Here is a 21,032-nt window from a genome sequence, read left to right as displayed (position 1 = left end):
CATGACGCCGCGCGCGGATCCACCGGGGATTACGGGACAGCCCTTGGGGGGCTTCTGATGGATCTCCGCGGCGTCGCGACGCCCGGCACGCTCCCCCAAGCTCTTCGAGCAGGGGGGACCCCCAGAGCACGCACCGAACGCCGCTCTCTCTTCCACGGACATCCACCAGAAGCTCCCTGGCCCGAACGGGCCCGCCCCGCCGGGCCGGACCGCGGGAGGACCGCGGACCTGACGCCGGGCGGCGGGCCGGTCCCACGTGCGCGGCCTCACGCGGCCCATGCCTGCCGCACGGAGGGCCGGGCGCGCTAGTGTCTCCGGAGCAAGGGACGTTACTGATGGGTAAGGGGATCGGCCATGCAGCTCGGGATCAACCTCGGCTACTGGGGTGCCGGAATGGACGCGGACAATCTCGCCGTGGCCCAGGAGGCCGACCGGCTCGGCTACGCCGTCTGCTGGGCCGCGGAGGCCTACGGATCCGACGCGGCCACCGTGCTGACCTGGGTCGCCGCCCAGACCGAGCGCATCGACGTCGGCTCGGCCATCTTCCAGATCCCGGCCCGTCAGCCCGCGATGACCGCGATGACCGCCGCGACCCTCGACTCGCTCTCCGGCGGCCGCTTCCGCCTCGGCCTCGGCGTCTCCGGCCCGCAGGTCTCCGAGGGCTGGTACGGCGTCAAGTTCGACAAGCCACTGGCCCGCACCCGTGAGTACGTCGAGATCATCCGCAAGGCGATGACGCGGGAGCGGCTGTCCTACGAGGGCGAGCACTGGACCCTCCCGCTGCCCGGCGGCCCGGGCAAGCCGATCAAGCTCACCGTGCACCCGCAGCGCGAGCACATCCCGCTCTACATCGCCGCGATCGGCCCCAAGAACCTTGAGCAGACGGGTGAGATCGCCGACGGCGCGCTGCTCATCTTCCCCTCGGCGGCCCACCTCGAGGACACCGCCCTCAGCCACCTCAGGGCGGGTCGGGAGAAGTCCGGGAAGACCATGGACGGCTTCGACGTGTGCCCCACGCTGCCCCTCGCCGTCGGTGACGACAAGGACGTCACCGCGCTCGCCGACACCTTCCGCCCGTACACCGCGCTCTACGTCGGCGGCATGGGCAGCCGCAAGCAGAACTTCTACAACCAGCTCGCCGGACGCATGGGCTACGAGAAGGAAGCCGCCGAGATCCAGGACAAGTACCTCTCCGGCGACAAGCAGGGCGCCGCGGCCGCCGTACCGCACGAGCTGATCGACCAGACCACCCTGCTGGGTTCGGTCGACCGCATCGCGGACCGCATGAAGGCCTACGCCGAGGCCGGGGTCACCACCCTGACGCTGGCTCCCGCGGGCTTCACGCTCGAGGAGCGCGTCGCCTCGCTCCGGGCTGGCTCCGAGGCCCTGGAGCGGGCCGGCCTCGGGTAACGGACGACGACGGCGGGGAGGGCCTTGCCGCGCAGCGGGGTTCCTGCGGCGCGGCGGGGGAGCAGTTCCTGCCGCCGTGGTGGGGGAGTAGTTCCTGCGGCGGTGGCTCGGGAGGAGTTCCTGCGGCCGTGGTGGGGGCTCGGGGGTCTTCCCCGCCACGGCCGTCACGGGGAACAACGCCGCACCGCCCGGCTCGGTTACGCGCCTTCACGACTCATGTTTCACGACCCGTGCTGTCCTTCGTTCGGCGGAATTGTCCGGCACAGCTGTTGCCGCACCCCTGTCGCCGCATTTGACTCGTTCTTTGCGGAGTCCTGCAGTGGAGGTGGCAGCAATGCTTTCGGCCAAGAGTCTGTTCCAGGAGATCCTCGACAACGACGAGTCGTTCCGGCTCTTCTGCTCCATAGCGGCCAGCGGTGAGGCCCAGGGCGGCTGGGAGAACGCGCGGATCGCCGCCCTCGTCCCGCAGAGCGAGAGCGCCATGGCACCCAAGATCACCCGCCACGGCGCCGACGAGGACAAACACGGGCGGATCTTCAACGCCCTGATGAAGAAGCGCGGCCTCAAACCCGTCGACGTGCCGTCCGACACCGACTACACCATGCTCCTGGAGAAGCACGGCATCGGCCTCGCCCACGAGCAGCTCAAGGCCGACCAGCCACTGACCGTGCAGGACATCGTCACCTACCTCGCCCACAGCAGAGTCACCGAGCAGCGTGCCTCCGAACAGATGGACCTGCTGCGCAAGCACTTCGCCGACCACCCCGACATCGGCCGCGCGGTCCGGATGATCTCCGACGACGAGGACAACCATCTCGCCTACTGCCACGAGGAGTTGCTGCGCTTCGCCTACGCCGGACACGGCCGCGCCATCCAGCGCACCCTGCGTGAGTCCGCGCTCGCGGAGATCCGCATCTACCGGGACGTCAGCCTGGCCGTGATGGCCCACATGGGCCGCATCCTCGGCTGGTCCCGCGCCAAGTCGGCCGTGCTCGCCGCGGGCATCCACGCTGTGTACGCGTACGAACGGGCGGGCGGCTGGCGGCGCATGGTCTCCCTGAAGATGCCCGAACGCCGCAACGCCCTGGGCGGTCCCGCGACGACGGCCGCAGAGTTCGCGTAAGCGGGGCGCACCCGGGAGCACGCGCGCGTGAGGGGCCGGCACGGACCGAGCCCACCTCCCGCGACCGCCCAGCTCCCGGCCGTCCGACCCCGCGACCGCCCGACCGCCGACCGCCTAAGCACACCGTCCAACCCCGCGACCCGCCGACCCCGCACGTACGCGCGTGTACCGGCGGCCCCCTGGGCCACCCACTCGCCCCAGACCACCCGCCCGCTATGCCCCCCCCGGGTCACCCGCTTTTGGGGCATCCGCGCGCCCCTCGGCCCTCGCCCCCTACAGCCACCCCCGCCGCTTGAACTGCCGGTACAACATGACCTCCAGTACCACCATCACCAGCAGCACCGCCGGATAGCCCCACGTCCAGCGCAGCTCCGGCATGTGCTCGAAGTTCATGCCGTAGACACCCGCGACCATCGTGGGAACGGCGGCCATGGCGGCCCAGGACGAGATCTTCCGCATGTCGTCGTTCTGCCGCACGCTCGTCTGCGCCAGATGCGCCGACAGGATGTCCGACACCAGCCGGTCCAGTGCCTCCACCGACTCGTTCACCCGCGTCAGATGGTCACCGACGTCCCGGAAGAACGGCCGCGCCTCGGCGTTCACGTAGGGCAGCGTGGCATTGACCGCGCCGAGGCCCGCGAGCCGGTTCACCGGCCCCGCCAGCGGAACGGTCGCCCTGCGGAACTCCAGGATCTGCCGTTTGAAGTTGTAGATCTGCGACGCGGTGCTCCGTGTCCCTTCGCCGTCCGGCGCGAACACCTCCGCCTCCAGCTCCTCCAGATCGGTCTGCAACTCCCCGGCGACCTCCAGATAGTGGTCGACGGTGGCGTCCGCGATCATGTACAGCACCGCCGTGGGGCCGTGCCGGAACAAGTCCGGCTGCTGTTCCAGGCTGGTGCGGACCTCCGCCAGCGGCCAGCAGTCGCCATGGCGCACGGTCACCGCGAAGGAGTCCCCGACGAAGACCATGATCTCGCCCGAGGAGACGGTGTCGGTCTCCGGTTCGTAGCTCACCGGCTTGAGGACCAGGAACAGCGAATCGTCGTAGACCTCCAGCTTCGGCCGCTGATGCGCCTTCAGGGCGTCCTCGACCGCCAGCGGATGAAGAGCGAACTCCTCGGCGACCCGGTCGAACTCCTTCTCGGTGGGATCGTGCAGCCCGATCCACAGGAAGGCACCCTGTGCACGTGCCTCGGCCAAGGCGTCGGAGAGGTCCTCGGGGCCCTGCACACGGTGCCCGTCACGGTAGATGGCACAGTCCACGATCATGGAGCGCCACCGTCCCGGCCTGGCACCCGGCACGTCACCGTACGCTGGACGGCATGCCCACGCTGATCCTCGTCCGGCACGGACGCTCCACCGCCAACACCGCGGGCCTGCTCGCCGGCTGGACGCCCGGCGTCGCCCTCGACGAGCGCGGCACCGCCCAGGCCGCGGCCCTCCCCGGCCGCCTGGCGGACCTGCCCCTCGCCGAGGTCGTCACCAGCCCCCTGCAACGCTGCCAGGAGACCGTGGCGCCCCTCCTGGACGCCCGGCCGGAACTCACCCCGCACACCGACGACCGCATCGGGGAGTGCCACTACGGAGACTGGTCCGGCCGCAAACTGGCCGAACTGAAGGACGAACCACTCATGGAGGTCGTCCAGGCGCATCCCTCCGCCGCCGCCTTCCCGGGCGGGGAGTCGATGCGGGCCATGCAGACCAGGGCCGCCGAGGCGGTGCGCGAGTGGAACGCGCGCGTGGAACGCGACCACGGGGCCGACGCCGTCTACCTCATGTGCTCGCACGGCGACATCATCAAGTCGCTGGTCGCGGACGCACTCGGACTTCATCTGGACCTCTTTCAGCGGATTTCTGTTGAACCGTGTTCCATCACCGCGATCCGCTACACACGGCTGCGGCCCTTTCTGGTGCGCCTTGGCGACACCGGTGACTTCGCGTCACTCGTGCCGCGCGAGGAGCCGCCGGGCGGAGACGCCCCTGTCGGGGGCGGCGCGGGCGCACCGTGATCGTCGGCCGCAGTAGGGTGAAGCGGTCGCATTAGCGCCTTGTCGTCAGCACACATTTGTCAGCAGCAGTCGATCGCGATGGAGATGAGGACGTGTCCCGTCAGGTGTACCTCTACGACCCGCCGGACCGTTTCGTCGCCGGTACGGTCGGGCTGCCCGGGCGCCGTACCTTCTTCCTCCAGGCCTCGGCGGGGCAGCGGGTGACCAGCGTGGCCCTGGAGAAGACGCAGGTGGCGGCGCTCGCCGAGCGGATGGACGAACTCCTCGACGAGGTCGTGCGCCGCAGCGGGGGCAGCGCCTCCGTGCCCGCCATGGCCCCCACGGAGATCACCGACACCGCACCGCTGGAGTCCCCCGTCGAGGAGGAGTTCCGGGTCGGCACCATGGCCCTGGCCTGGGACGGCGAAGAACAGCGCATGATCGTCGAGGCCCAGGCCCTGGTCGAGCTGGACGCCGACACGGAAGAGGACCTCGCCGAGGCCGAGGAACGGCTCCTCCAGGACGAGGAGAACGGTCCGCCGATGCTCCGCGTCCGGCTCACCGGCGCCCAGGCCCGCGCCTTCGCCAAGCGCGCCCTCGACGTCGTCAACGCCGGGCGCCCGCCCTGCCCGCTGTGCAGCCTGCCGCTCGACCCGGAAGGACACGTATGTCCGCGCCAGAACGGATACCGCCGCGGAGCGTGACCACGACCGAGCTGCTCGCCCGTGGCGAGCTGAGCGTTCGCGGACAGATCCGGGAAGCCTCGAACGCGGTGCTCTACTGCACCGTGTCGTACGAGGACGAGGAGGCCGCCTGCGTCTACAAGCCGGTCCGCGGGGAGCGACCTCTGTGGGACTTTCCTCACGGCACCCTCGCACAGCGGGAGGTGGCCGCCTACGAGGTCTCCGAGGCCACCGGTTGGGGGCTGGTCCCCGCCACCGTGCTGCGGGACGGGCCGTACGGCGAGGGCATGTGCCAGCTGTGGATCGAGGGCGAGGCCGGTTCCGAACTCCTCGCCCTCGTCGACGGCGAGGAGCCGGCGGAAGGCTGGAAGGCGATCGGGTTCGCCGAGGTCGGTGAGGGCCGGACCGCGCTGCTGGTGCACGCCGACGACGAGCGGCTGCGCCGGCTCGCCGTCCTCGACGCGGTCATCAACAACGCCGACCGCAAGGGCGGCCATCTGCTGCCCGCCGCCGGGGGCCGGCTGTACGGCATCGACCACGGAGTCACCTTCAACGCCGAGAACAAGCTGCGGACCCTGCTGTGGGGCTGGGCGGGCGAGAGGCTCACGGACGAGGCGCTCGACGTCCTGCGGCGGCTGCGGGACGGGCTGGCGCCCGGGGGCGAGCTGGCGGGGCGGCTGGGCCCGCTGATCAGCGGGCCCGAGATCGACGCCCTCCGCGGCCGGGTCGCCGCGCTCCTCACCACCGGGAAGCACCCGGAGCCCAGCGGCGACTGGCCCGCCATACCCTGGCCGCCGGTGTGACACGCCTCCGGTCCGGCGGGATCAGGACACCTCACCCAGGTTGACGCACTACCGGTTCGTACCCGGAACAGCCGTCCGGTTAGGCTCAAGGCATGCATGCCTGGCCCGCTTCTGAGGTCCCCGCCCTGCCCGGACGGGGCCGCGACCTGAGGATCCACGACACCGCGACCGGGGGCCTCATCACCCTCGAGCCCGGCCCCGTCGCCCGTATCTACGTCTGCGGCATCACCCCGTACGACGCGACCCACATGGGTCACGCGGCGACCTACAACGCGTTCGACCTGGTACAACGCGTGTGGCTCGACACCAAGCGGCAGGTTCAGTACGTCCAGAACGTCACGGACGTCGACGATCCCCTGCTGGAGCGCGCGGAGCGTGACGGCCTCGACTGGGCCGCGCTCGCCGAGCGGGAGACCGCCCTCTTCCGCGAGGACATGACCGCCCTGCGGATGCTTCCCCCGCAGCAGTACATCGGCGCCGTCGAGGCGATACCGGGCATCGTGCCCCTCGTGGAACGGCTCCGGGACGCAGGAGCCGCCTACGACCTCGAAGGCGACATCTACTTCTCCGTCGAGTCCGACCCCGACTTCGGCAAGGTGTCCGGCCTCGACGCCGCCGCCATGCGGCTGCTGTCCGCCGAGCGCGGCGGCGACCCGGACCGCCCGGGCAAGAAGAACCCGCTCGACCCGATGCTGTGGATGGCCGCCCGCGAGGGCGAGCCGAGTTGGGACGGCGGCTCCCTGGGCCGTGGCCGCCCCGGCTGGCACATCGAGTGCGTCGCCATCGCCCTCGACCACCTCGGCATGGGCTTCGACGTCCAGGGTGGCGGCTCCGACCTCGTCTTCCCGCACCACGAGATGGGCGCCTCCCATGCCCAGGTGCTGACCGGCGAGTTCCCCATGGCCAAGGCGTACGTGCACGCCGGGATGGTCGCCCTGGACGGGGAGAAGATGTCGAAGTCCAAGGGCAATCTGGTGTTCGTCTCGACCCTGCGCCGCGAGGGCGTCGACCCGGCCGCCATCCGGCTCGCCCTGCTCGCGCACCACTACCGGGCCGACTGGGAGTGGACCGACCAGGTGCTCCCGGACGCCGTCGCCCGGCTCGACCGCTGGCGTTCGGCCGTCTCGCGCCCCGACGGACCGCCCGCCGAGGCACTCGTCGAGGAGATCCGCGAGGCACTCGCCGACGACCTGGACGCCCCGACGGCGCTCGCCGCCGTCGACCGCTGGGCCGCACTCCAGCAGGAGCGCGGCGGCACGGACGAGGGCGCTCCGGGTGTCGTCTCACGCGCGGTGGACGCGCTGCTGGGAGTCGCCCTGTAGGCAGGGTGGAATCGGCGCCGCAGCCCTGCCGGCAGCGGTGGTCTCGGCTCCGCGGCAGGAGACACGCCGGGCGGATGCGCACCCGCATCAGCCCGGCCCGCCTGCGGCCGGGTCGTCCAGCACGCCGTGGCCTGCCCCGTGCCGTGCGAACCGAGCGAGCCGACCCGTGGGCGGGCCGCAACCCGTCCCTTTGCTGTCGGGAGGCTGTCGAGAAACCGTCTGTCGCTGCGGAGGAAGCTGTCATGTGATGGGGTGTCAGGGTCAGTTGACCGCTGGACCGGCCAACTGCCGGTCCACCTCGCGGAAGGACGACCAGTGGTACCCCCGCACTCAGCCTTCGCACGTGACCTCAGCCGCCGCCGACTGCTCACGGCCGGGGCGGCGACCGCCGGCGCCCTGCTCGTCGGATCACCGGCCGAGGCGTCCACGGCCTCCGCGGTGTCCGGGGCCACCAGAGCGTCCGGCGCGTCCGGAACCTCGTGGCCCTCGGTGATCCCGCTGCCGAACGGTTTCCGCCCCGAGGGCATAACCATCGGCGGCGGCCCGTACGCCTATCTCGGTTCCCTCGGCGACGGCTCCGTCTACCGCGCCGATCTGCGCACCGGAGACGGCCGCATCATCTCCACCGGCCCCGGCACACCCTCCGTCGGGCTCAAACTCGACGACCGCGGACGCCTGTTCGTCGCGGCCCGCGCCCAGGGCGCCCGGGTGGTGGACGTCCGCACCGGGCAGATCCTCGCCTCCTACCCACTGGCCACCGCGACCCCGACGTTCACCAATGACGTGTTCCTGACCCCGCGCACCGCCTGGTTCACGGACTCGTTCCAGCCCGCGCTGTACGCCCTGCCCCTCGGCCGGCACGGCGCGCTGCCGGACGCCTCCGACGTCGTGCGGCTCACCCTGAGCGGCGACTGGAGCCAGACGCCCGGCGAGGTCGTGAACGCCAACGGCGTCACCCGCACCCCGGACGGAAAGGCGCTACTGGTGGTGCAGTCCGGCGTCGGCGCGCTGCACCGGGTCGATCCCCGGACCGGGGTGACCGCACGCGTCGACCTCGGCGACGCGGCACCGCTCACCAACGGTGACGGCCTGCTCCTGGACGGGCGGACGCTGTACGTGGTGCAGAACCGGCAGAACGCGATCGACGTCTTCCGGCTCGCCCCCGACGGTCGCAGCGGTGTCTTCCAGCGCCGCGTCACCGACCCCGACTTCGACGTACCCACCACCGTGGCCGCGTACAGGGACCGGCTCTACCTGCCCAACGCCCGGTTCACGACGACGCCGACACCGGACACGACCTACGCCGTGGTCGCCGTGGAGCGCTGACGCACCGAGGGGCGGTGCACAGCACCTGTGCGCCGCCCCATGCCCGCACTCCGCGGCCGCTCCTCGGCGCCCTCACTCCTCCGGCGAAGGTCCCTCACCGGACGATCCGGTCGAGCCGGGAGAACCGGGGGAGTCGTCGTCCCCGCCCGGGGAGAACGGCGGCTTCGGCGGCTTGTTGCGGCCGCCGGGGTTGTCCCGCAGATACGAGGAGCCGTCGCCGCCGTCCGTGGCCCGCGGCGACCCACCGGGCTGCCCGCCGGCCGGCCCGTCGCCGTCCCGGCGGCGCAGATAACGCTCGAACTCGCGCGCGATCGCCTCGCCGGACGCCTCCGGCAGCTCGGCGGTGTCCCGCGCCTCCTCCAGCGTCTGTACGTACTCGGCGACCTCGCTGTCCTCCGCGGCCAGCTGGTCCACGCCCAGCTGCCAGGCACGCGCGTCCTCGGGCAGCTCGCCCAGCGGGATGCGCATGTCGATCAGGTCCTCCAGCCGGTTCAGCAGGGCCAGCGTCGCCTTCGGGTTCGGCGGCTGCGACACGTAGTGCGGCACCGCCGCCCACAGCGAGACCGCCGGCACACCCGCGTGCGTACAGGCCTCCTGGAGGATGCCGACGATACCCGTGGGCCCCTCGTACTTGGTCTCCTCCAGATCCATGCGGCGGGCCAGGTCCGGGTCGGAGGTGACCCCGCTGACCGGGACCGGACGGGTGTGCGGGGTGTCCCCGAGCAGCGCGCCCAGGATGACCACCAGCTCCACCCCCAGCTCATGGGCGAATCCCAGCAGTTCGTTGCAGAACGAACGCCAGCGCATCGACGGCTCGATACCGCGGACCAGCACCAGGTCGCGCGGCTTGTCGCCGCCGACGCGGACCACCGAAAGCCGGGTCGTGGGCCAGGTGATCTTACGGACCCCGGCCTCCAGGAACACCGTGGGGCGGTTCACCTGGAAGTCGTAGTAGTCCTCGGCGTCCAGCGCCGCGAACACCTCGCCCTTCCACTCCTTGTCCAGATGCGCGACCGCGGTGGAGGCGGCGTCGCCGGCATCGTTCCAGCCCTCGAACGCGGCCACCATGACCGGGTCGATCAGCTCGGGAACCCCCTCGAGCTCGATCACCCAGCGCCTCCTTCCGACGTGCCCTCGCTGACGCACCAACCTTACGGCCCCTGCGGGGGGCCTCCGCAGCCCCCTTGCACGGGTGAGTGAACGGATCACTGCCCCTTCACCGGCCGGTGAACACCCTTGATCGACAATCGTTCGCGCACCCTCACAGCGTCGACCGCAGCCACTGCTCCACGCTCGCGATGTGCACCGTCGCCCACGAGCGCGCCGCCTCCGCGTCACGGTCGCGCAGCGCCCCCAGGATGGCCCGGTGCTCGTGCAGGGTGCGGCTGACCGCGTCCTCCTGCGTCAGCCCACGCCAGATACGGGCCCGCGTCGTGGGACCGGAGAGGCCGTCGAGCAGCGAGCACAGCACCGAGTTCCCGGAGCTCTGCACGATGCCCCGGTGGAACTCCAGGTCACAGGCGACCAGCTCCTCCACCGACGGAGCGGCCCCGAGCGCGTCCAACTGCGCCGTGAGCGCGTCCAGTTGCTGCTCACTGATCTTCGACGCGGCCATCGCCGTGGCCGCCGGCTCCAGGATGCGGCGCACCGCGAGGAACTCCAGCACCGTGTCGTCGCGGTGGAAGTCCACGACGAAACTCAGCGCCTCCAGCAGCAGCTGGGGATCCAGGCTGGTCACATACGTGCCGTCGCCCTGCCGCACGTCCAGGATCCGGATCAGCGACAGCGCCCGCACGGCCTCCCGCAGGGAGTTGCGCGACAGTCCGAGCTCCGCGGCGAGCTCGCTCTCCTTGGGAAGCCGGTCGCCGGGGCGCAGCGCGCCGGAGACGATCATTCCCTTGATCTTCTCGATCGCCTCATCGGTGACCGCCATGGCTGACCTCCCCTTCGCTCAGACATCCGATGTCTCACGCCATTATGGGGGTTCAGCAGGCTGAACGTGACACCGAAGCCTCAGCTCAGCGCAAGATTCCGGGTCCGCCAAGGGGCGGCCCCCCGAACCGGGAGACCGCCCCCTCCACGACCACGCTCGCACGCCTACTTCCGGTCGAGCAGATCCTGCACCGTGCCGCGCACCTCGTCCGTGGCCAGACCCCGGATCGTCAGCGTCGTACGGCGGCGCAGCACGTCGTCCGCCGTCTCCGCCCACTCGTTGTCACGGGCGTAGACGACCTGCGCCCAGATCTCCGGGGCGTCCGGGTGGACGCGCTCGCCCAGCTCCGGGTTCTCGTTGGCCAGCCGCGCGATGTCGAAGGCCAGCGAACCGTAGTGGGTGGCCAGATGCCTGGCCGTGTCGGCGGCCATGCGCGGGCCGGGCGCGGGCCGGTCCACCAGCAGACGGTGCGCGACCGCGCGCGGGTTGGCGATGCCCGGCAGCGGCAGCTTCCTCGGCAGCTCGCTGATGGGCTCGAAGTCGTCCCCGAGCGGACGCCCCGGCAGCGTCTGAAGCTTCTTCATGACCGTACGGCCGATGTGCCGGAACGTCGTCCACTTGCCGCCCGCCACGGACAGCATCCCGCCCGGGCCCTCCGTCACGACCGTCTCCCGCTTCGCCTTCGCCGTGTCGCCGGGGCCGCCGGGCAGCACCCTCAGGCCGGCGAAGGCATAGGTGATCAGATCCCGGCGCAGCTGCTGGTCGCGGATGGAGAACGCGGCCTCGTCGAGTATCTGGGCGATGTCCTTCTCGGTGACCGCGACCTCGGCAGGGTCACCCTCGTACACCTCGTCCGTGGTGCCGAGCAGCAGCATGTCCTCCCAGGGGAGGGCGAAGGTGATGCGGTACTTGTCGATCGGGGTGGCCAGCGCCGCCTTCCACGGCGAGGTGCGCTTCAGCACCAGGTGCGCGCCCTTGGACAGCCGGATCGACGGCGCCGCGTTCGGGTTCTCCATCCGCCGCAGATGGTCCACCCACGGCCCGGTCGCGTTCAGCACCAGCCGCGCGTCCACGCCGAACTCGTCCCCGGACAGCCGGTCGCGCAGCTCCGCGCCCGTCACCCGGCCGCGGGTGAACCGGAGCCCCGTCACCTCGGCGTGATTGAGGACGACCGCGCCGGACTCGACGGCCGCACGTACCGTCATCAGCGCCATCCGCGAGTCGTTCATCTGGTCGTCGCCGTACACGGCCACGGCCCTGAGGTTGTCGGTGCGCAGCTCGGGCACGTCCTGCGCGGCCTTCGCCGGGCTCAGCAGGTGTCCCACGCCGTCGCCGAACGCCGACAGCGCGGAGTAGGCGAAGACGCCCGCCCCGAGCTTCGCCGCGCCGTGCGGCCCGCCCTTGTACACGGGGAGGTAGAACGTGAGCGGGTTCGCCAGGTGGGGGGCCACCTGGCGGGAGACCGCACGGCGCTCGAAGTGGTTCTCCGCCACCAGCTTCACCGCGCCGGTCTGCAGATAGCGCAGACCGCCGTGGAGCAGCTTGGACGAGGCGGAAGAGGTGGCGCCGGCGAAGTCGCCGGCGTCGACCAGGGCCACCCTGAGGCCGGACTGCGCGGCGTGCCAGGCGGTGGAGATGCCCAGGATTCCGCCGCCGATCACGAGGAGGTCGTACGTCGCCTTGGAGAGCTGCTCCCGGGTCTCGGCTCGGCTCGGATTGGAGCCGGAGGCCGGGCGCGTACCGAGGGCAGGCACGGACTGCAGGGTGGACTGACTGGTCATTGGGGGTTCTTACTCCTCATCAGCTGTTGGACAGCTCCGGGCAGGACTGCTCGTCCGCTGCCGTCAGCTCTCGTCCTCGAGCCAGCCCATGGTCCGCTCCACGGCCTTGAGCCAGCTCTTGTACTCTCGGTCGCGCTTGTCCGCGGCCATGTTCGGGGTCCACTCGGCGGCCCGGCGCCAGTTGGCGCGCAGGTCGTCGGTGCTGGTCCAGAAGCCGACGGCGAGACCGGCGGCGTAGGCGGCGCCGAGGCAGGTGGTCTCCGCGACCATCGGACGCACCACGGGCGCGTCCAGGAAGTCCGAAAGGGTCTGCATCAGCAGGTTGTTGGAGGTCATGCCGCCGTCGACCTTCAGGGCCGAGAGCTCGACGCCGGAGTCCTTCGTCATGGCGTCGGTGATCTCGCGGGTCTGCCAGGCCGTGGCCTCCAGCACCGCACGAGCGAGGTGCGCCTTGGTGACGTACCGGGTCAGGCCGGCGATCACACCGCGGGCGTCGGAGCGCCAGTACGGGGCGAACAGCCCGGAGAACGCGGGGACGAAGTAGGCGCCGCCGTTGTCCTCGACGGACAGCGCGAGCGTCTCGATCTCGGCGGCGGTGGAGATCAGCCCCATCTGGTCGCGCATCCACTGCACCAGCGAGCCGGTGACGGCGATGGAGCCCTCGAGCGCGTAGACCGGCTTCTGGTCCCCGATGCGGTAGCCGACGGTGGTCAGCAGGCCGGAGTAGGAGTTGATGACCTTCTCGCCGGTGTTCATCAGCATGAAGGTGCCGGTGCCGTACGTGGACTTCGCCTCGCCCTCGGAGAAACAGGTCTGGCCGAACAGGGCCGCCTGCTGGTCGCCGAGCGCGGACGCCACGGGGATGCCGCCGAGCAGGTCACCGAGCTTGCCGCCGGTGATCTCGCCGTAGACCTCGGCCGAGGAGCGGATCTCCGGCAGCATCTGCTTCGGCACGCCGATGGACTCGCAGATCTTGTCGTCCCACTCCATGCTGTGCAGGTTCATCAGCATGGTCCGGGAGGCGTTGGTGACGTCGGTGACGTGCCGGCCGCCGTCGACACCGCCGGTCAGGTTCCAGATGACCCAGCTGTCCATGGTGCCGAAGAGGATGTCGCCCGCCTCGGCGCGCTCGCGCAGCCCCTCGACGTTGTCCAGCAGCCAGCGGGCCTTCGGGCCGGCGAAGTACGAGGCCAGGGGGAGGCCGGTCTCGCGGCGGAAGCGGTCCTGGCCGACGTTGCGGCCGAGTTCCTTGCAGAGGGTGTCGGTGCGGGTGTCCTGCCAGACGATGGCGTTGTGGACGGGCTCACCGGTGTTCTTGTCCCACAGCAGCGTGGTCTCGCGCTGGTTGGTGATACCGATGGCCTTGATGTCGTCGCGGGTGATCCCGGCCTTCGACACGGCCCCGGCGACGACCTCCTGGACGTTGGTCCAGATCTCCACGGCGTTGTGCTCGACCCAGCCCGGCTTCGGGAAGATCTGCTCGTGCTCCTTCTGGTCGACGGAGACGATCCGGCCGTCCCGGTCGAAGATGATGCAGCGGCTGGACGTGGTGCCCTGGTCGATGGCTGCGATGAACGGCCCTTGGCCGTGGGAGGCGATGCCGGCGTGTGCGTCGGTCACGGTGTGCTCCTGAAGGTCCTTGAGTCGAGTGGGGCTGGCTTACGACGATCGCCCACGGCTACGAGCCCCGAGAAGGGTGCTGCCGGAACAGAAGCCGCGCGGGCGGGGCTGTCGGCTGTCAGGCGAAAGCGAGGTTGTAGATACCTGCGGCGATGGCGCCACCGGCCAGCGGGCCGACCACCGGGATCCAGGCGTAGCCCCAGTCGGAGCCACCCTTGTTGGGCAGGGGCAGCAGCGCGTGGACGATGCGCGGGCCGAGGTCACGGGCGGGGTTGATCGCATAGCCGGTGGGGCCGCCGAGCGAGAGACCGATGGAGACCACCACCAGGGCCGTGACCAGCGCGCCGAGGGTGCCGAGGCCCTTCCCGCTGTCGTTCAGGCCCTGAGTGAGGACCGCGAGCACCAGTACGACGGTGCCGATGATCTCGGTGGCGAGGTTCTGCACCGCGTTGCGGATCTCGGGGCCGGTGGAGAAGATGCCGAGCACCGGGCCCGCGCCCTTCTCCTGCGCCTCGACCGCCTTGGTCTTGGTGGCCTGAGCGCCCGGACCGCCGACGATCTCCCGGTCGGTGAGGTGGGCGGTGAACTGGCCGGCGTACGCGGCCCAGACCAGCGCGGCGCCGATCATCGCGCCCAGCAGCTGTCCGGCCCAGTAGGTCCCGACGTCGGCCCACTCACCGTCCTTGATCGCGATGCCGAGGGTCACGGCGGGGTTGAGGTGGGCACCGGAGAGCGGAGCCGAGATGTAGACGGCGGTGAGCACCGCGAAGCCCCACCCGAAGGTGATGGCGAGCCAGCCGGCGTTGCGTGCTTTGGAGGCCTTCAGCGTCAAGGCGGCGCAGACTCCGCCGCCGAGGAGGATGAGTATGGCGGTACCTATGGTCTCGCCGATGAAGATGTCGGAGCTGGACACCCGCGACTCCTTTGTCGTTCGTCCAGGGGAAGCCGAACCCCGGGTCCCTCCGGTGGTCCGCGCCCTCGTGGGTGAGAGCGATGCCGGCCCTTGGCGTTGCCACACTCTAGCGCTTATTGCCGATAGGTGTTCGACAATGCCGACCGTCGGACGGGAGTCTCGCGCGCCGTTACCACGTCGTCAAGGCCCCTGTTGTCGAAAATGCGATCGTTACTGATCGACACGAGTCAACGATCTACGCGCAGCAACTGGAGCTGGGGTTCTGGCATGGCCAACCGCACGCCCACCCGGGGCGCTCAGAACCGCCCGGCGCCCAGGTCCCGCGACACGGCCCGAGCACAGTCGCGCACCGCGGCGATCAGCTCCGGCCGCAGCTCGCCGTCCTTGCAGACCCGCTCCACGGCCCCCGTGATACCCACCGCGCCCACCGGCATCCGCCGCTGGTTGTGGATCGGCGCGGCGATCGACGCGACGCCCGTCAACGTCTCCTCCACGTCGGAGGCGTAACCCCGCGCGCGCGTGAGGTCGAGGATCTCCTCGAACCCGTCGGGTTCGCAGATCGTCCGCGGCGTGAACGGCTTGCGCTCGGCCTCCAGCGCCTCACTGTGCGCCACCGGGTCGTACGCCGCCAGCACCTTGCCGAGCGCGGTGGAGTGCAGCGGCTGCATGGCCCCCACCTCCAGCACCTGCCGGCTGTCGTCGGGCCGGAACACGTGGTGCACGATCAGCACGCCCTGCTGGTGCAGCACACCCAGGTAGGCGCTCTCGCCGCTGGAGCGGGCCAGGTCGTCCGTCCACACCAGGGCCCTGGCCCGCAGCTCGTGCACATCCAGGTACGTAGTGCCGAGCCGCAGCAGCTCCGCGCCCAGCTGGTAGCGCCCGGAGGTCATGTCCTGCTCGACGAACCCCTCCTGCTGGAGGGTGCGCAGGATGCCGTGGGCCGTGCCCTTGGCCAGCCCCAGCGAGGAGGCGATGTCCGACAGGCCGAGCCGCCGGTCACCGCCCGCGAGCAGCCGCAGCATCGCCGCCGCTCGCTCGAGCGACTGGATGTTCCGTGCCATCGCAGTCCTGCCTCCGTCCCCTTCGACCGTCGGCGGGCGCCTGAAACTGCCGCCGTTCGGCAATGCCGAACATTACCGGTCGTCAAGGTCCTCCCGCTAATAGGCGGTCGCCATTCGTATTCCCCGGTCGTGCTCCGGCCGTGTCCCGCACAGGACCGTCGGAGTCCCGCACAGGAGCGCTGGACCGCTGGAGCGCAGGAGCGCTGGAGCGCAGGAGCGCTGGACCCAAGGACCGCTGGAGCGCAGGAGCGCTGGACCCAAGGACCGCTGGAGCGCAGGAGCGCTGGACCAAAGGATCACTGGCCCGCTGGCCCGCTGGCCCGCTGGCCCGCATGCCCGCGGGCCCGCTGGACCGGGGGCCCGCTGGACCGGGGGCCCGCAAGGCTGCTGGAGTGCCGGAGCGCCGGAGCGTTAGGCCCGCCGGACGCCGGACCGAAGGACCGCCTGGTACGCCGCCGCGTCCCCCCTCCCAGGTCTGGCGCCACGCCAGTCCGTCCTCTGGACGACCTGACGAACCGACCTTGGTCCCGGCTACCCTGGCTGGGTGCGCCTTCCGCGGGAAGCCGCAAAGCCGACAGCCGTCGCACTCCAGGGAGCCCCTCTCATGGCCTCGTCGCCGAACCAGTCGTCCCCCTCGTCCGAGCAGCACACCGCGCCCCCGAACGGTCCCGCGGCCCCGAACGGCAACGCATCCGACAGCCGCAGCCGGACCGACGCGCTCCGCGAGGCCCTCGCCACCCGGGTCGTGGTGGCCGACGGGGCGATGGGCACGATGCTCCAGGCGCAGGACCCGACGCTGGAGGACTTCCAGGACCTCGAGGGCTGCAACGAGATCCTCAACGTCACCCGCCCCGACATCGTCCGCTCCGTCCACGACGCCTACTTCGCGGTGGGCGTGGACTGTGTGGAGACCAACACCTTCGGCGCCAACCACACGGCGGCGAGCGAGTACGAGATCGCCGACCGGGTCCACGAACTGTCCGAGGCGGGCGCGCGGATCGCCCGCGAGGTCGCCGACGAGTACACCGTCCGGGACGGCCGGCAGCGCTGGGTGCTCGGCTCCGTCGGCCCCGGCACCAAGCTGCCCACCCTCGGCCACATCGACTACACCACCATCCGCGACGGCTACCAGGCCAACGCGGAGGGCCTGCTCGCGGGCGGCGCCGACGCGCTGATCGTGGAGACCACCCAGGACCTGCTGCAGACGAAGGCATCCGTCCTGGGCGCCCGGCGCGCCATGGAGGCCACCGGCGTCGAGGTGCCGCTGCTGTGCTCGATGGCCTTCGAGACCACCGGCACCATGCTGCTCGGCTCCGAGATCGGCGCCGCGCTGACCGCGCTCGAGCCGCTCGGCATCGACATGATCGGTCTGAACTGTTCGACCGGCCCCGCCGAGATGAGCGAGCACCTGCGCTACCTCACCCGCCACTCCCGTATCCCCCTGCTGTGCATGCCGAACGCGGGTCTGCCGGTGCTCACCAAGGACGGCGCGCACTTCCCGCTCGGCCCGGAGGGACTGGCGGACGCGCAGGAGGACTTCGTCCGTGACTACGGCCTGTCCCTGATCGGCGGCTGCTGCGGCACCACCCCGGAGCATCTGCGGCAGGTGGTCGAACGCGTCCGCGGCCTCACCCCGGCCGAGCGCGACCCGCGGCCCGAACCCGGCGCGGCCTCCCTCTACCAGACGGTCCCGTTCCGCCAGGACACCTCGTACCTGGCGATCGGCGAGCGCACCAACGCCAACGGCTCCAAGAAGTTCCGTGAGGCCATGCTGGAGGGCCGCTGGGACGACTGTGTGGAGATGGCGCGCGACCAGATCCGCGAGGGCGCGCACATGCTGGACCTGTGCGTGGACTACGTCGGCCGCGACGGCGTCGCAGACATGGAGGAACTGGCCGGCCGTTTCGCCACCGCCTCCACGCTGCCCATCGTGCTGGACTCCACCGAGGTCGACGTGATCAAGGCCGGGCTGGAGAAGCTCGGCGGACGCGCGGTCATCAACTCCGTCAACTACGAGGACGGCGACGGCCCCGAGTCCCGGTTCGCGAAGGTCACCAAGCTCGCCCAGGAGCACGGCGCGGCGCTGATCGCGCTGACCATCGACGAGGAGGGCCAGGCCCGCACCCCGGAGAAGAAGGTCGAGATCGCCGAGCGGCTGATCGCCGACCTGACCGGCAACTGGGGCATCCACGAGTCGGACATCCTCATCGACACCCTGACCTTCACCATCTGCACGGGTCAGGAGGAGTCGCGCAGGGACGGTATCGCCACGATCGAGGCGATCCGCGAACTCAAGCGCCGTCACCCGGACGTACAGACCACGCTGGGCCTGTCCAACATCTCCTTCGGTCTCAACCCGGCCGCTCGTATCCTGCTCAACTCGGTCTTCCTGGACGAGTGCGTGAAGGCGGGCCTGGACTCGGCGATCGTGCACGCCAGCAAGATCCTGCCGATCGCCCGTTTCGACGAGGAGCAGGTCACCACCGCCCTCGACCTGATCTACGACCGGCGCAGCGAGGGCTACGACCCCCTGCAGAAGCTCATGCAACTCTTCGAGGGTGCCACCGCCAAGTCCCTCAAGGCCGGCAAGGCGGAGGAACTGGCCGCGCTGCCGCTGGAGGAGCGCCTCAAGCGCCGCATCATCGACGGTGAGCGCAACGGCCTGGAAGCGGACCTGGACGAGGCGCTGACCACCCGTCCCGCCCTCGACATCGTCAACGAGACGCTGCTGGACGGCATGAAGGTCGTCGGCGAACTGTTCGGGTCGGGGCAGATGCAGCTGCCGTTCGTGCTGCAGTCCGCCGAGGTCATGAAGGCGGCCGTCGCCCACCTCGAACCGCACATGGAGAAGTCCGACGCCGAGGGGAAGGGCACCATCGTGCTGGCCACGGTCCGCGGCGATGTGCATGACATCGGCAAGAACCTGGTCGACATCATCCTGTCCAACAACGGCTACAACGTCGTCAACCTCGGTATCAAGCAGCCGGTCTCCGCGATCCTGGATGCCGCCGAGGAGCACAAGGCCGATGTCATCGGCATGTCCGGGCTCCTGGTCAAGTCCACGGTGATCATGAAGGAGAACCTGGAGGAGCTCAACTCCCGCGGCCTGTCCGCCGACTACCCGGTCATCCTCGGCGGCGCGGCACTGACCCGCGCCTACGTCGAACAGGACCTGCACGAGCTGTACGAGGGCGAAGTCCGCTACGCGCGCGACGCGTTCGAGGGCCTGCGCCTGATGGACGCCCTGATCGCGGTCAAGCGCGGAGTGCCGGGCGCGACGCTGCCGGAGCTCAAGCAGCGCCGGGTACGGGCGGCCACCGCGGTCGTCGAGGAACGCCCGCAGGAGGTGGGCGCGGTCCGCTCGGACGTGGCGACCGACAACCCGATCCCCACGCCGCCGTTCTGGGGCACCCGCGTCGTCAAGGGCATCCAGCTCAAGGAGTACGCCTCCTGGCTGGACGAGGGCGCCCTGTTCAAGGGCCAGTGGGGGCTGAAGCAGGCCCGCACGGGTGACGGGCCGACGTACGAGGAACTGGTGGAGACCGAGGGCCGGCCCCGGCTGCGCGGACTGCTGGACCAGCTGCAGACCGGCAACCTGCTCGAAGCGGCCGTCGTCTACGGCTACTTCCCCTGTGTCTCCAAGCAGGACGACCTGATCATCCTGGACGAGCAGGGCAACGAACGCACCCGGTTCACCTTCCCGCGTCAGCGCCGCGGCCGCCGGCTGTGCCTGGCCGACTTCTTCCGCCCCGAGGAGTCCGGTGAGACCGACGTCGTCGGCCTGCAGGTCGTCACCGTCGGCTCGAGGATCGGCGAGGAGACCGCACGGCTCTTCGCCTCCGACTCCTACCGCGACTACCTCGAACTGCACGGCTTGTCGGTGCAGTTGGCGGAGGCCCTCGCCGAGTACTGGCACGCACGGGTCCGCTCGGAGCTGGGCTTCGCCGGGGAGGACCCCGCCGACATCGAGGACATGTTCGCCCTCAAGTACCGCGGCGCCCGCTTCTCCCTCGGCTACGGCGCCTGCCCCGATCTGGAGGACCGCGCCAAGATCGCCCGGCTGCTGGAGCCGGAACGCATCGGAGTCCACCTCTCCGAGGAGTTCCAGCTGCACCCGGAGCAGTCCACGGACGCCATCGTGATCCATCACCCGGAGGCGAAGTACTTCAACGCGCGCTAGGCCGGTGCACGTGTGGGACTTGTCCCATGCCCACCAGCGTCAACGCTAAACACAGCGCTTCGCCCGGCGGAGTCGTACACTGGTCGGTCCACCGCAGGCCGGTTCCCTACCCGGGAACCGGCCTGCTCGTCCCCCACGGAGGTGTGCCGGATGACCAGTACGGTTCCCGCGCTCAGTACCCGTACGGCCGAAGGCTCCATGCTGCAGGCCGTACTCCTCGACATGGACGGAACCCTGGTGGACACCGAGGGGTTCTGGTGGGACGTCGAGGTCGAGGTCTTCGCATCCCTCGGTCACACCCTCGACGACTCCTGGCGCCATGTCGTGGTGGGCGGGCCCATGACCCGCAGCGCGGGTTTCCTGATCGAGGCCACCGGCGCCGACATCACCCTGGCCGAGCTGACCGTCCTGCTCAACGACGGCTTCGAGGAGCGCATCGGCGGCGCGCTGCCGCTGATGCCGGGAGCCGCCCGGCTGCTCGCCGAGCTGGCCGCGCACGAGATCCCCACCGCCCTGGTCTCCGCCTCCCACCGGCGCATCATCGACCGTGTCCTGGCCTCGATCGGCCCCCAGTACTTCGCGCTGACCGTGGCGGGCGACGAGGTGCAGCGCACCAAGCCGTTCCCCGATCCGTATCTGCTGGCGGCGGACGGGCTCGGCGCCGTCCCGGGCCGGTGCGCGGTCATCGAGGACACCGCGACCGGTGTGGCGGCGGCCGAGGCGGCGGGCTGCCGGGTGGTGGCCGTGCCCTCGGTCGCGCCCATCACACCGACGAACGGGCGCACCGTGGTGAACTCGCTGGAAGAAGTCGACCTGCCTTTCCTTCGCGGACTCATGACCCTCTCGTGACCCGCTCCTGGCCGTCTTCTGACCGAGTTCTCACCCTTTT

The 21,032-nt window shown here is 70.6% G+C and carries 16 protein-coding genes; 9 read left to right on the top strand and 7 right to left on the bottom strand.

Features of this window, described 5'->3' with window-relative positions; genetic code table 11:
• Positions 1-354 precede the first annotated feature (354 nt).
• Positions 355-1,410, top strand: a complete 1,056-nt coding sequence (locus EF387_RS06360; RefSeq protein WP_128375498.1) for an LLM class F420-dependent oxidoreductase — start codon at positions 355-357, stop codon at positions 1,408-1,410.
• A 334-nt stretch (positions 1,411-1,744) separates the two neighbouring features.
• Positions 1,745-2,533, top strand: a complete 789-nt coding sequence (locus tag EF387_RS06355) for a ferritin-like domain-containing protein (protein WP_128375497.1) — start codon at positions 1,745-1,747, stop codon at positions 2,531-2,533.
• 273 nt (positions 2,534-2,806) lie between these two features.
• Here the strand turns inward: EF387_RS06355 and corA are convergent, their stop codons facing one another.
• Positions 2,807-3,802: a magnesium/cobalt transporter CorA gene (corA, locus tag EF387_RS06350; RefSeq protein ID WP_128375496.1), complete on the bottom strand. Its 996-nt coding sequence runs from the start codon at positions 3,800-3,802 to the stop codon at positions 2,807-2,809.
• 53 nt (positions 3,803-3,855) lie between these two features.
• Here corA and EF387_RS06345 point away from each other — a divergent pair, with 53 nt between their 5' ends.
• The 5 genes from EF387_RS06345 to EF387_RS06325 all read left to right on the top strand — a co-directional run bounded on the left by EF387_RS06345 (position 3,856) and on the right by EF387_RS06325 (position 8,655).
• Complete coding sequence (locus tag EF387_RS06345; protein ID WP_128375495.1) at positions 3,856-4,542, top strand: histidine phosphatase family protein; 687 nt, start codon at positions 3,856-3,858, stop codon at positions 4,540-4,542.
• 92 nt (positions 4,543-4,634) lie between these two features.
• The gene (locus tag EF387_RS06340; RefSeq protein ID WP_128375494.1) at positions 4,635-5,225 is read left to right on the top strand and encodes a DUF3090 domain-containing protein; all 591 of its coding nucleotides are present in this window, start codon (positions 4,635-4,637) and stop codon (positions 5,223-5,225) included.
• Positions 5,189-6,007, top strand: coding sequence for an SCO1664 family protein (locus EF387_RS06335; RefSeq protein WP_202918157.1), 819 nt, complete (start codon positions 5,189-5,191; stop codon positions 6,005-6,007). Before EF387_RS06340 ends, EF387_RS06335 begins: the two co-directional genes overlap by 37 nt.
• 92 nt (positions 6,008-6,099) lie before the next feature.
• Positions 6,100-7,329 carry a cysteine--1-D-myo-inosityl 2-amino-2-deoxy-alpha-D-glucopyranoside ligase gene (gene mshC / locus EF387_RS06330; RefSeq protein WP_128375492.1) on the top strand — a complete coding sequence of 410 codons (1,230 nt, stop codon included), beginning with the start codon at positions 6,100-6,102 and terminating at the stop codon, positions 7,327-7,329.
• Between the two features lie 315 nt (positions 7,330-7,644).
• The gene (locus EF387_RS06325) at positions 7,645-8,655 is read left to right on the top strand and encodes an SMP-30/gluconolactonase/LRE family protein (RefSeq protein WP_128375491.1); all 1,011 of its coding nucleotides are present in this window, start codon (positions 7,645-7,647) and stop codon (positions 8,653-8,655) included.
• Positions 8,656-8,727: 72 nt separating this feature from the next.
• Here the strand turns inward: EF387_RS06325 and EF387_RS06320 are convergent, their stop codons facing one another.
• The 6 genes from EF387_RS06320 to EF387_RS06295 all read right to left on the bottom strand — a co-directional run bounded on the left by EF387_RS06320 (position 8,728) and on the right by EF387_RS06295 (position 15,963).
• Complete coding sequence (locus tag EF387_RS06320; protein ID WP_128375490.1) at positions 8,728-9,765, bottom strand: PAC2 family protein; 1,038 nt, start codon at positions 9,763-9,765, stop codon at positions 8,728-8,730.
• Positions 9,766-9,916: 151 nt separating this feature from the next.
• Complete coding sequence (locus EF387_RS06315) at positions 9,917-10,588, bottom strand: FadR/GntR family transcriptional regulator (RefSeq protein ID WP_128375489.1); 672 nt, start codon at positions 10,586-10,588, stop codon at positions 9,917-9,919.
• Positions 10,589-10,752: 164 nt separating this feature from the next.
• The gene (locus EF387_RS06310; protein WP_128375488.1) at positions 10,753-12,369 is read right to left on the bottom strand and encodes a glycerol-3-phosphate dehydrogenase/oxidase; all 1,617 of its coding nucleotides are present in this window, start codon (positions 12,367-12,369) and stop codon (positions 10,753-10,755) included.
• A 63-nt stretch (positions 12,370-12,432) separates the two neighbouring features.
• On the bottom strand, positions 12,433-13,968 hold the full coding sequence (gene glpK, locus EF387_RS06305) for a glycerol kinase GlpK (protein WP_128375617.1): 1,536 nt from the start codon (positions 13,966-13,968) through the stop codon (positions 12,433-12,435).
• Positions 13,969-14,107: 139 nt separating this feature from the next.
• Positions 14,108-14,902 (bottom strand): MIP/aquaporin family protein, encoded by a 795-nt coding sequence (locus EF387_RS06300; protein ID WP_128375487.1) that lies wholly within the window; start codon positions 14,900-14,902, stop codon positions 14,108-14,110.
• A gap of 296 nt (positions 14,903-15,198) precedes the next feature.
• Complete coding sequence (locus EF387_RS06295; protein WP_128375486.1) at positions 15,199-15,963, bottom strand: IclR family transcriptional regulator; 765 nt, start codon at positions 15,961-15,963, stop codon at positions 15,199-15,201.
• A gap of 604 nt (positions 15,964-16,567) precedes the next feature.
• On the opposite strand from EF387_RS06295, the gene metH reads away from it, so the two are divergent.
• Positions 16,568-20,143, top strand: a complete 3,576-nt coding sequence (gene metH, locus EF387_RS06290) for a methionine synthase (protein ID WP_128375485.1) — start codon at positions 16,568-16,570, stop codon at positions 20,141-20,143.
• Positions 20,144-20,293: 150 nt separating this feature from the next.
• Positions 20,294-20,992, top strand: coding sequence for an HAD family hydrolase (locus EF387_RS06285; protein ID WP_128375484.1), 699 nt, complete (start codon positions 20,294-20,296; stop codon positions 20,990-20,992).
• The last annotated feature ends 40 nt before the right edge of the window (positions 20,993-21,032 follow it).

Origin of the sequence: Streptomyces cavernae, assembly GCF_004023625.1 — a bacterium.
Classification (GTDB): domain Bacteria; phylum Actinomycetota; class Actinomycetes; order Streptomycetales; family Streptomycetaceae; genus Streptomyces; species Streptomyces cavernae.
This window is presented reverse-complemented; position numbering and strand designations above follow the sequence as displayed.